This is a genomic window from Verrucosispora sp. WMMA2044 (assembly GCF_027497155.1).
Classification (GTDB): domain Bacteria; phylum Actinomycetota; class Actinomycetes; order Mycobacteriales; family Micromonosporaceae; genus Micromonospora; species Micromonospora palythoicola.
In genome coordinates this window covers 1,195,936-1,207,409 of record NZ_CP114913.1, presented here as the reverse complement: position 1 = coordinate 1,207,409, position 11,474 = coordinate 1,195,936, and the positions used below count along the sequence as shown (strand labels likewise).

The 11,474-nt window shown below is 72.5% G+C and carries 9 protein-coding genes; 2 read left to right on the top strand and 7 right to left on the bottom strand.

The window, feature by feature from the left end; all coding sequences use genetic code 11:
• Nucleotides 1-159 precede the first annotated feature (159 nt).
• The 7 genes from leuS to mbhE form a co-directional block, all read right to left on the bottom strand.
• Nucleotides 160-2,985 carry a leucine--tRNA ligase gene (leuS, locus tag O3597_RS05555; protein WP_281603424.1) on the bottom strand — a complete coding sequence of 942 codons (2,826 nt, stop codon included), beginning with the start codon at nucleotides 2,983-2,985 and terminating at the stop codon, nucleotides 160-162.
• Between the two features lie 231 nt (nucleotides 2,986-3,216).
• Nucleotides 3,217-3,579 (bottom strand): monovalent cation/H(+) antiporter subunit G, encoded by a 363-nt coding sequence (gene mnhG / locus O3597_RS05550; protein WP_164449194.1) that lies wholly within the window; start codon nucleotides 3,577-3,579, stop codon nucleotides 3,217-3,219.
• Nucleotides 3,576-3,833 carry a monovalent cation/H+ antiporter complex subunit F gene (locus O3597_RS05545; protein ID WP_164449352.1) on the bottom strand — a complete coding sequence of 86 codons (258 nt, stop codon included), beginning with the start codon at nucleotides 3,831-3,833 and terminating at the stop codon, nucleotides 3,576-3,578. The genes mnhG and O3597_RS05545 overlap by 4 nt, the downstream gene beginning before the upstream one ends.
• Before the next feature lie 2 nt (nucleotides 3,834-3,835).
• Nucleotides 3,836-4,252, bottom strand: coding sequence for a Na+/H+ antiporter subunit E (locus tag O3597_RS05540; protein WP_281603423.1), 417 nt, complete (start codon nucleotides 4,250-4,252; stop codon nucleotides 3,836-3,838).
• On the bottom strand, nucleotides 4,249-5,712 hold the full coding sequence (locus O3597_RS05535; RefSeq protein WP_281603422.1) for a proton-conducting transporter membrane subunit: 1,464 nt from the start codon (nucleotides 5,710-5,712) through the stop codon (nucleotides 4,249-4,251). The genes O3597_RS05540 and O3597_RS05535 overlap by 4 nt, the downstream gene beginning before the upstream one ends.
• Entirely contained in the window at nucleotides 5,709-6,107 is a 399-nt protein-coding gene (locus tag O3597_RS05530) for a sodium:proton antiporter (protein WP_281603421.1), read from the bottom strand. Before O3597_RS05530 ends, O3597_RS05535 begins: the two co-directional genes overlap by 4 nt.
• Nucleotides 6,104-8,857, bottom strand: a complete 2,754-nt coding sequence (gene mbhE / locus O3597_RS05525) for a hydrogen gas-evolving membrane-bound hydrogenase subunit E (protein ID WP_281603420.1) — start codon at nucleotides 8,855-8,857, stop codon at nucleotides 6,104-6,106. Before mbhE ends, O3597_RS05530 begins: the two co-directional genes overlap by 4 nt.
• 255 nt (nucleotides 8,858-9,112) lie before the next feature.
• Between mbhE and O3597_RS05520 the strand changes: the two genes are divergently transcribed.
• Together O3597_RS05520 and O3597_RS05515 are read left to right on the top strand one after the other, a co-directional pair.
• Nucleotides 9,113-10,165, top strand: a complete 1,053-nt coding sequence (locus tag O3597_RS05520) for a MoxR family ATPase (protein ID WP_164449198.1) — start codon at nucleotides 9,113-9,115, stop codon at nucleotides 10,163-10,165.
• Between the two features lies 1 nt (nucleotide 10,166).
• On the top strand, nucleotides 10,167-11,465 hold the full coding sequence (locus O3597_RS05515) for a DUF58 domain-containing protein (protein ID WP_164449199.1): 1,299 nt from the start codon (nucleotides 10,167-10,169) through the stop codon (nucleotides 11,463-11,465).
• Nucleotides 11,466-11,474: the final 9 nt, after the last annotated feature.

Genomic DNA, 11,474 nt, shown 5'->3' with positions numbered 1-11,474 from the left:
AACCAGCCCATTTCTTCCCCTGGCGACAAACCGGTGGGGGCCAGCGGGGTGGGGTGACCAGGCCGGCCTCGTAGGCGGCGATAGGTTGATCATGAGGTTGATGGCAGTAGTTGATCTTCAGCCTGCCGCCAACCTCATGATCAACGAGAAAGGGCGCGGCTACAGGACGATGGAGACCATGCGGGTGGGGATGACGATTACCTTGCGGGGCTCCTTGTCGGCCAGCACGCCGGCGACGGCGGCCAGGGCGGCCTGCCGGACGTCGGTCTCGCCTGCGTCGGCGGGGACCTCGATGCGGGCCCGGACCTTGCCGTTGATCTGCACCGGGTAGGTGACCGTCTCGGCGACCAGCAGCGCCGGGTCGGCGACCGGGAAGTCCGCGTACGTCAGCGAGGTGGCGTGGCCCAGCCGCTGCCACAGCTCCTCGGCGACGTGCGGAGCGAACGGCGCGACCATCAGCACCAGCGGCTCGGCCACCTCGCGGGGGGTACCCGCCAGCCGGGTCACCCCGTTGGTCAGCTCGATCAGCTTGGCGATCGCGGTGTTGAACCGGATCTGCTCCATGTCGCCCCGGACACCGTCGATCACCTTGTGCAGCAGCCGCCGGGTCTGCTCGTCGGCCGGGTCGTCGGTGACCCGGGACTCGCCGGTGCGCTCGTCGACGATGGCCCGCCAGACCCGTTGCAGGAACCGGTACGAGCCGACCACCGCCCGGGTCTCCCACGGGCGGGACACCTCCAGCGGGCCCATCGACATCTCGTACACCCGGAACGTGTCTGCGCCGTAGGCGGCACACATCTCGTCCGGGGTGACCACGTTCTTCAGGGACTTGCCCATCTTGCCGTACTCGCGGTTGACCTGGACGTCGCCCAGGAAGAAGCCGCCGTCGCGCTCGGCGACCTCCTCCGCCGGCACGTACGCGCCCCGGGCGTCGGTGTAGGCGTACGCCTGGATGTAGCCCTGGTTGAACAGCTTGCGGAACGGCTCGAACGACGACACGTGGCCCAGGTCGTACAGCACCTTGTGCCAGAACCGGGCGTACAGCAGGTGCAGCACGGCGTGTTCGGCGCCGCCCACGTACAGGTCCACGCCGCCGCAGTCGCCCTCGCCACGCGGGCCCATCCAGTACCGCTCGTTGTCCGCGTCGACGAACCGGTCGCCGTTGGTCGGATCCAGGTAGCGCAGCTCGTACCAGCAGGAGCCGGCCCACTGCGGCATCACGTTCGTCTCCCGGGTGTAGCGCTTCGGGCCGTCACCCAGGTCCAGCTCGACCTCGACCCAGTCCCGGCGGCGCGACAGCGGCGTCTCGGGGTTGCTGTTCGCGTCCTCCGGGTCGAAGGTGCGCGGGGAGAAGTCGTCGACCTCGGGCAGCTCGACCGGCAGCATCTCCTCCGGCAGCGCCACGGCCGCGCCGTCGGCGTCGTAGACGATCGGGAACGGTTCGCCCCAGTAGCGCTGCCGGCTGAACAGCCAGTCCCGCAGCCGGTAGGTCACCGCGCCCTGGCCGTTGCCGGTCTCCTCCAGCCAGGCGATGATCCGGGCCTTGGCGTCGGCCACGCCCAGGCCGTTCAGGTCCAGGCCGCGCTCGGGCGCGGCGCTGTTGATCGCCGGCCCGTCCCCGGTGTACGCCTTGCCGTCGAAGCCCTCCGACGGCTGCACGGTACGCACGATCGGCAGCTCGAAGACCTCGGCGAACTCCCAGTCCCGCTCGTCCTGGGCCGGCACCGCCATGATCGCGCCGGTGCCGTAGCCGGCCAGCACGTAGTCGGCGATGAAGATCGGGATCTGCCCACCCGTGACCGGGTTCGTGGCGTACGCACCGGTGAAGACGCCGGTCTTCTCCTTCGTCTCGGCCTGCCGCTCCACGTCGGTCTTGGCCGCCGCCGCCTTGCGGTACGCCTCGACGGCCTCCCGCGGGCTGTCGTGCCCGCCGGTCCACGCGTCCCGGGTGTCCGCCGGCCAGGCCGCCGGCACCAGCGTGTCGACCAGCTCGTGCTCCGGGGCCAGCACCATGTAGGTGGCACCGAAGACGGTGTCGGGCCGGGTCGTGAACACCCGGATCGCCGCCGCCGGAGTCGGGAAGTCGATGTGCGCACCCTGCGACCGGCCGATCCAGTTGCGCTGCATCAGCTTGATCGGCTCGGGCCAGTCCAGCTTGTCCAGGTCGTCCAGCAGCCGGTCACCGTACGCGGTGATCCGCATCATCCACTGCTTCAGGTTGCGCTTGAAGACCGGGAAGTTGCCCCGCTCGGAGCGGCCGTCGGCGGTGACCTCCTCGTTGGCCAGCACCGTGCCCAGCCCCGGGCACCAGTTGACCGGCGCCTGCGACACGTACGCCAGGCGGTGGTCGTCGACGATGGCGCGCCGCTCGGCGGCCGACAGCTCGGCCCACGGCCGGCCGTCCGGGGTCCGCCGCACGCCCCCGGCGAACTCGGCGATCAGCTCACTGATCGGCCGGGCCCGGCCGGCTTCCCGGTCGTACCAGGAGTTGAAGATCTGCAGGAAGATCCACTGGGTCCAGCGGTAGAAGTCGGTGTCGATGGTGGCCACCGAACGCCGCTGGTCGTGGGCCAGTCCCAGCCGGCGCAGCTGCGCCCGGTACCGGTCGATGTTGGCCACGGTGGTGGTCCGCGGGTGGGTGCCGGTCTGCACCGCGTACTGCTCGGCCGGCAGCCCGAACGCGTCGAAGCCCATCGCGTGCAGCACGTTGCGGCCGGCCATCCGCTGGTAGCGGGCGAAGCAGTCGGTGCCGATGTAGCCCAGCGGGTGCCCGACGTGCAGTCCGGCTCCGGACGGGTACGGGAACATGTCCAGCACGTACAGCTTCTCGGCACCGGAGCGCGGGTGGCCCGGGTCGGCCAGCGGGCCGGACGGGTTCGGCGCGTGGAAGGCACCCTCCCGTTCCCAACGGTCCTGCCAGCGGCGTTCGATCTCGTCGGCCAGTGCCGCGGTGTACCGGAACGGTGGGACGTCTGCCTCGGTCATGGCCTTCTCCTCGCGTCGCTCGGCGGAGTCTGTCGGAGTGCTGGCTGGTCTCGGATCTGCCTCGGCGGCCCGTCGCGGGCCGGCGGCGGGCACGAAAAAGCCCCTCACGCAGGAGGGGCCGCCGTGCTGTCGCGCGTTCAGCGCATCAGCACGGCCCGATAAGAAGCAGGAAGACTCCGGCCATGTCCGGCAGTGTACCGCGCGTGGCGGGTGGCCGCCGTCGACCACCCCTCAGACCGGGTCGCGGGGCTGCTCGTCGCCACCCTCGCCGGCCCGGCCGCCGAGTTCGTCGTAGCGGGTGACCGGTGCCAGCGGGGCCCCGGACCGGTAGGCGGCCCGCGCCAGCGCGTAGCCGCCGATCGGTGCGGTGAACAGTTGCAGCCCGACGGCGGCCAGGACCACCACCGCGGTACGCCAGCCGGGTATCAGCAGCAGCACGCCGAGCAGCACGCAGCTCACCCCGAGGCTGGCCGCCTTGGCCACGGAGTTCATCCGGTGGTAGACGTCCGGCAGGCGGATCAGGCCGACCGCGCTGATCGCGATCAGCGCGGTGCCGAGCAGCAGCAGCGCCGAGGCCACCGAGATCCGGATCATCGCTGCCTCCGGTGCACCAGCCGGGCCATCGCCACCGTCGCGAGGAAGCTCACGAGGGTGCCGGTCAGCACCAGGTCGAGCAGGTCGGGGGCGTGCAGCCGGGCGGCGAGCACCGCCAGGGCCGCCAGGAAGACGAAGAAGCCGAGATCCAGTGCGGCCGCCCGGTCGGCGTCGGTCGGACCGACCACCAGCCGGACGATCACCACCGTCATCGAGCCGGCGAGGACCACGAGCACCGCGTCGAGCAGAATCATCGTCACCGCCGGACCACCTCCGTACGACCGGCGTCGGGACCGTCCGGGTGGGCGGCCGGGCGCAGCGCGGCCAGCAGCCGCCACTCCAGGTCGGTCACCGCCCGCCGGAACGCCACCGGGTCGGCGGCGTACATGCCGTGCACCCACAGTGCGGCGGTGGGTGCACCCTGCACGCTCAGGGTCAGCGTGCCCGGGGTCAGGCTCACCGCCAGCGCCACCGCCGCCACCTCCGTGTCGGTGGCCGCCCGCAGCGGCACCCGCACCACCGCGGGCGCCAGCCGGGAACCCGGCGTGAGGATCTCCCAGGCCACCGCGAGGTTCGCCTGGACCAGCCGGACGGCGAAGTAGCCGGCGAACCGCAGGACGCGTCGGACCCGCACCGCCGTGCGGCGGGGAATCGTCATCGTGTGGCTGCTCATCGGCCGGTCACCGCCCGTACGTAGCCCGCCGGGTCGCGCAGCCCGGCCGCCGCCGTGTCGGCGAGGACCAGCAGCGGTGCGGCCGCCAACCCGGCCGCCAGGGAGAGACCGGCCAGTGCCAGCGGCGGGCCGACAAGCGTCGGTCCGATCCGCCGGGCCACGGTCGACGAGGCCGGCGGATCGCCGGTGAACAGCGCGCTCCAGATCTTCAGCATGGACAGCAGGGTGACCAGGCTGACCAGCACCGCGACCACCATGGCCAGCCAGGCACCGGACTCCGCGGTGGCCCGCAGCAGCAGGAACTTCGCCAGGAACCCGGAGAACGGCGGCAGGCCGGCCAGCGACAGCGCCGCCCCGGCGAAGGCCAGGGCGAGCGCGGGACGTTGCCCGGCCAGACCGCCGGAGCCGTCGAGCCGGTCGGTACCCCGGCCGGCACGTACCGCCGCCGCGCACAGGAACAACGCCGCCTTCACCAGGATGTACTGGGCCAGGTAGTAGACCGCCGCGGCCAGGCCGACGGCGGTGAACAGGGCCACGCCGAGCAGGACGTAGCCGAGCTGGCTGACCATGTGGAAGGTCAGGATCCGCCGCATCGAGTTCTCGCCCACGGCACCGAGCACGCCGACCACCATCGACAGCAGCGCCACCGCGCCGAGCAGCCAGCGGTATCCGGGATCACCGCCGTAGACCACCGCGTAGATCCGGATCACCGCGTAGAGACCGACCTTGGTCAGCAGCCCGGAGAAGAGCGCCACCACCACCGGCGAGGCCACCGGATAGGTGCGCGGCAGCCAGTCGTGCAGCGGCACCAGTGCGCTCTTGACGCCGAGGGCGAGCAGCACCACACCGCAGGCGACCGCGACCGTCGGTTCGTCGCGTGCCGCGCCGGCCAGCTCACCCAGCCCGACCACTCCCGTGGTGCCGTAGACCAGAGCCACCCCGGCCAGCAGCAGGGTGGAGCCGAGCAGGTTGGTGGCGACGTACACCCGTCCCGCGCCGCCGCGCCCGACCCCGCCGGCCAGGCTCAACAGCACGTACGACGGCACCAGCATGACCTCGATCAGCACGAAGAGGTTGAACAGGTCGGTGGTGAGGAACGCGCCGCCGGCCCCGGCGGTGAGCACCAGCACCAACGGCAGGAAGTACGGACGACGGTCGTCTCCGGAGCCGACGGCGGCGACGAGGCAGCCGAGCACCACCAGCGCCGTCACCGTGACCAGCAGGGCGCTGAGCGCGTCCGCCGCCAGGCCGATGGCGATCGGTCCGGGCCAGCCACCGACGCGCAGCACGGCCAGCGCGCCCCCACTGGTCCGCACCAGCAGGACCAGGCCGGCCACCAGCACCACCGTCATGGTGGCGAAGGCGCCGACCCGATGCGTGCCGGGGCGGTTCGGCAGGGCGAGCAGCGCCCCGGCGGCCAGCAGCGGTCCGACCACCGGGATCAGGAGAAGAGCACTCACCGCCGCCGCCCCGTGGTGCCGGGCCTGCCCGCTCCACCGGTGCCGTCGCCGTCGGACTCGGCGTCGCCGTCGTCGTCGTTGTCGTCGTCCATGGGATCCGCACCGCTGGCCGGCCCGCCGGCGCCGCGTCGCAGCAGGCCGAGCAGATGGATGGTGATCCCGAAGGTGATCACGATGGCGGTCAGCACGAACGCCTGCGGCAGCGGGTCGGCGGTGTCCGGGCCCACCTCCTCCAGCGCCGCGGTCCGCCGGCCGAGTCCGCCGGCGGATAGCAGCACCACGTTGACGGCGTGGCCGAGCAGCACGAAGCCCAGTACCACGCGCAGCAGACCCGGCCGCAGCAGCAGGAACACTCCGGCGGCCACCAGGACGCCGACCACGAACGCGGCGCTCACCGGGCACCTCCGGTCTCCGGCAGGTCGGCCGGCTGGGCCGGCGGCACCCCGAGGCGCCGCACCGCGGCCACCACCAGCGCCAGGACCATCAGGTAGATCCCGAGGTCGAACAGCAGCGACGTGGACAGCGACGGCAACGGATCCGGTGTGCTCAGGGCGAGCGGCGCGAGCAGCGACCGACCTGCGGCGAGCGGCACCAGCGCGGCGACCGTCGCGGTCAGCAGCCCGGTCGCCACCAGCGGAGCCGACCTGAGGCGGCCCAGCAGCGGCGCCCCGCCGGGGTGCGCCAACTGACCGAGCCCGACGGCGGTACCCGCCAGCAGCGCCCCGATGAAGCCGCCGCCGGTCTCCTCGTGTCCACGGAGGAACAGCACCGCCGAGGCGGTCAGCATCACCGGCGCGAGCACCCGGTAGGCGAGACCGAGCACCAGGTCCTCGCCGGCGGGCTCGGTCCTGGCCGGCTCGACCGGCCGACCGGCGGCGAGCCGGACCAGCCCGAGTGCCACCACCGCGAGCACCACCGCCTCACCGAGGGTGTCCAGGGCCCGGAAATCCACCAGGATGGTGTTCACGACGTTGGCGCCGCCGGTCAGTTCCTCCGCCCGGTCGAGGTACCACCGGCCGGGTTCGGACAGCCGGTCGCGCCCGGTCAGCACCGCCGTGCCCGCGGCTGCCGCGCCACCCGTGACGACCGCGAGCAGGGCCGCGCCGGAAACCGACAAGCGTCGACCGACGGGGGCGAGCCGGCGCGGCTGCTGCCGCAGCGCCAGCATGACGACCACCGCGGTCAGCACCTCCACCAGCATCAGGGTCAACGCCACGTCCGGTGCGCCGAGGGTCAGGAACCACGTCGACAGCAGCAGCCCCACCACCCCGGTGAGTCCGATCGCCGCCAGCGCGGAGCGCACCACCAGCAACCCGGCGAGGGCCGTCACGAGCAGCCCCAGCAGCAGCCAGTCACCGGGGCGGGCCGGGTCACCGCCGAGGCCGGCCGGGACGTCGGGCAGCGCCACCGCGGCGACCGCGGCCAGGATCACCGCCGCCAGCAGCGGCCGGGCCAGGTAGGGCGCCGGGCCCGGCGCGTGCGCGCCCCGGGCGACGATCGAGCCCGCGTGCAGCACCGCCTGTCGGGCCCGCTCGAACAACGCGGCGAACGGCGGTGCGGTGGGTACGGCCCGAAGCCACCGGTCCACCCGGACCCGGCCGAGGAACATCAACACGCCCAGCAGCACGGTGAGCACGCTCAGCCCCAACGCCGGGGTGAAGCCGTGCCAGAACGCCAGGTAGGGCGGCGTACCCTCCGGACGCGCGTCGGTCGCGGCCCGCTCCACGAGCGGGCTCAGCACGGCCACCGTGGGGCCGAGCGCGGTCGCCACCAGCGCGGCCACCGCAGCCGGGGCGAGAAACGCCCAGGACGGCTCGCGCAGTTGGCGTTGCCGGGTCGGTCCCTCCACCATCCCGTGCACCAGACGGGCCGCGTACGCGAAGGTGAGCACCGAGGCGAGCACCCCGAGCCCGGCGGCGCACCAGCCCAGCCATCGTCCGCCGTAGGCCCCGCCGAGGGCCTCGAAGATCGCCTCCTTGCCGACGAAGCCGATGGTCGGCGGCAGGCCGGCCATCGACATCGCCGCCAGCACGGTGAGCCAGACCGTCGCGGGCATCACCCGGTGCAGTCCGCCCAGCTCCCGCACGTCACGGCTGCCCGCCTGATGGTCGATGATGCCGACCAGCATGAACAGGGTCGCCTTGAACAGCGCGTGGGCGACGGTGTAGAGGATCGCCGCCGCGTCGGCGGCCGGGGTACCGACGCCGATCACCCCGACCAGCAGGCCGAGCTGACTGACCGTCGAGTACGCCAGCAGCGCCTTCAGGTCGTACTGACGCAGCGCGAGCAGCGCGCCGAGGATCGCGGTGAGCAGCCCGACGGCGATCAGTGTGCCGTTCCACGTCCAGGAGCCGGCGAACACCGCCGAGAAGCGCATCAGCAGGTAGATACCGGCCTTCACCATCGTCGCCGCGTGCAGGTACGCGCTCACCGGCGTGATCGCCACCATCGCGCCGGGTAGCCAGAAATGGAACGGCAGCTGCGCGGACTTGGTGAACGCCGCGACGATCACCAGCGTCGCCACCACCCAGGCCGGTCCGCCGTTCAGCCGCTCCGGCTCGGCCACGACGGTGTCCAGGCTGGTGGTGCCGAGGTGCACCGCCAGCAGCACGATCGCGGCCAGCAGCGCCAGACCGCCGGCGACGGTGACCAGCAACGCCCGCACGGCGGGCCCGGTCGCCGCCGGCCGGCCGCCCTGCCCGATCAGGACGAAGGAGAGGATCGAGGTGAGTTCCCAGAAGACGAAGAGCACCAGCAGGTCGTCGGCGAGGACCAGGCCCAGCATCGCGGCGGCGAAGAGGGTCATCGTGACGTACACCCGCTCCTGCTCCACCTCGGTGCCGTCGAGGTAGCGGGGGCAGTAGGCCATGATGAGCGCGCCCACACCCAGGGCCAGCAACGCGAAGACCAACCCCAGTGCGTCCATCCGCAGCGCGGCGTGGACCTCCAGTCCGGGCAGCCACCGCCACGCCACGGCGACCTCCCGGTCGTCGAGGATCACCGGCAACCGGCTGAGCAACAGTGCCGCCCCGGCGAGGTAGCCGGCGGCCAGCGGATACCCGGCGTTGCGGTCGAAGCGCCGCACCAGCAGCGGTACGCAGGCCGCCAGGCCGACCTGCCAGGCGAGCGCGGCGGCGAGGATCACCTCGTCATGTCCTCCCGTCCGGGCAGGCGGATTCGACGCCGCTTACCCGGCATAACCGACGACATGCGCTGCGTAAATGACAAATCACTGCGTAAGCGCTCAAACACCTGCGGCGGTCGGCGTTGACGACAAACATGGTTAGCCTGAGAGGCCAGTGAGATTGCCGCGGCACATGAGGCTCGTACGTCGCGAACGAAACGGCGGGGCCAGGTGCTCTTGTAGAGAGCTGCCGTGACGGCGACGAGGAGGAGGCCCGTGACACAACAGACCTGGGACGACGTTGGCGGTCTGCTGCCGTACGACGAGTTCCGCGCCGCCAGTGACGCGATCGTTACCAACATCGAACAGGTCATCGAGGGCAAGACCGCGACCGTGCGGCTGGCGCTGGCCGTCCTGCTCGCCGAGGGTCACCTGCTCATCGAGGACGTGCCCGGCGTCGGCAAGACCAAGCTGGCCAAGGCCCTGGCCCGGTCGATCGACTGCTCGGTGCGCCGCATCCAGTTCACACCGGACCTGCTGCCCAGCGACGTCACCGGGGTCAGCGTCTACAACCAGGAGACCCACGACTTCGAGTTCCGCCCGGGTGCCGTCTTCGCCAACCTGGTGGTCGGCGACGAGATCAACCGGGCCTCGCCGAAGACCCAGTCCGCGCTGCTGGAGTGCATGGAGGAACGGCAGGTCACCGTCGACGGCGTGACGTACCAGTTGCAGACGCCGTTCATGGTGATCGCCACCCAGAACCCGATCGAGATGGAGGGCACCTACCCGCTGCCGGAGGCGCAGCGCGACCGGTTCACCGCCCGCATCGCCATGGGATACCCGGACCCGACCGCCGAGCTGGCCATGCTCGACGGGCACGGGGCGCTGGACCCGCTGTCCGGGCTGCGGCCGGTTTCCGACGCCGACACCGTACGCCGGCTGATCGGTCACGTCCGGCAGGTGCACGTCGCCGACGCGGTCAAGCAGTACGCGGTCGACCTGGTCACCGCCACCCGCGAGTCACCCGACCTGCGCCTGGGCGCCTCTCCCCGGTGCACCCTGCAACTGCTGCGCACCGCCCGCGCGGTGGCCGCCCTCGACGGGCGTGACTACGTCCTGCCCGACGATCTCCAGGTGCTCGCCGTGCCGGTGCTGGCACACCGGATCATCCCCACGGCCGACGCCCAGCTCGCCCGGCGTACCACCGACGCGATCGTCGCCGACCTGGTGCACCGGTTGCCGCTGCCGCACGACCGCAAGCGCTCGCCCTACGACACCCGGCCACCGAGCGGTAACGGCCGGGCCCCCTTCGAGCCGCGGAGGCCGTGACGTGCGTGTCGGGCTGCGCGGGCTGACCACCCGCGGCCGCTCCTTCCTGGCCGCGGCGGTGGCGGCGGCCGTCTCCGCCGGCATCCTCGGCGAGAAGGACCTGCTGCGGGTGGCCGTGCTGCTGGCCGTCCTGCCGCTGCTCGCCGCGCTCTACGTCGGTCGCAGCCGCTACAAACTCGCCTGTCACCGGTCGCTGGAGCCACACCGGGTGCCGGTCGGCGCGACCGCCCGGGTGGTGCTGCGCCTGCAGAACATGTCCCGGCTACCCACCGGCACCCTGCTGCTGGAGGACCGGCTCCCGTACGCCCTGGGCAGCCGGCCCCGGGTGGTGCTGGAACGGCTCGGCGCGCACCAGGCCAGTTCCGTGGCGTACACGGTGCGTGCCGACGTGCGGGGCCGGTACGAGGTGGGGCCGCTCGTGGTCCGGATGACCGACCCCTTCGGCCTCTGCGAACTCACCCGCGCCTTCCCCGGCACCGACCGGCTCACGGTCGTCCCGCAGGTGGTTCCGTTGCCGTCGGTGCGGCTGCCCGGTGAGTACGCCGGCAGCGGTGAGAGCCGGGCCCGCTCGGTGGCGGTGCACGGCGAGGACGACGCGGCCACCCGGGAGTACCGGCGCGGCGACGACCTGCGCCGGGTGCACTGGAAGTCGACCGCGCGCACCGGCGAGCTGATGGTGCGACGGGAGGAGCAGCCCTGGGAGAGCCGGGCCACGGTGCTGCTGGACACCCGCGCGTACGGCCACCGGGGCGACGGGCCGACGGCCAGCTTCGAGTGGGCGGTCTCCGCCGCCGCCAGCATCGCGGTGCATCTGCGCCAGGCCGGCTACAAGCTTCGCCTGGTGACCGGCTCGGGCGCGGACGTCGACGCCACCGAGGGCGCCGGCGACGGCCTGCTGCTCGACCAGCTCGCCGAGGTCAGACTCGACCAGCGGGTCGAGATCACCACCCTGGTGCAGCACGTCCGGCAACGCGCCGACGGCGGGCTGATCATCGGCCTGTTCGGGTCGCTGAGCACCGCCGAGGCGGAACTGCTGGCCGGGCTGCGGGCCAACGGCGCCACCTGTGTCTGTTTCCTGCTGGACAGCTCCGCCTGGCTGAACCTGCCGACGCCCGCGCGGGCGGAGGCCGATCAGGCGCACGACACCGCGGCACTGGCGCTGCTGCATTCCGGCTGGCGGGTGATCGGCGTCGACCACGGCGGCCGGTTGCCGGCGCTCTGGCCACAGGCCGGGCGGGGCTCGCAGGGGTTCGCGCTGCGCGCGGCGATGGCCGAGACCGTGGCCGGTGGCGTGCGATGAACGGAAGGT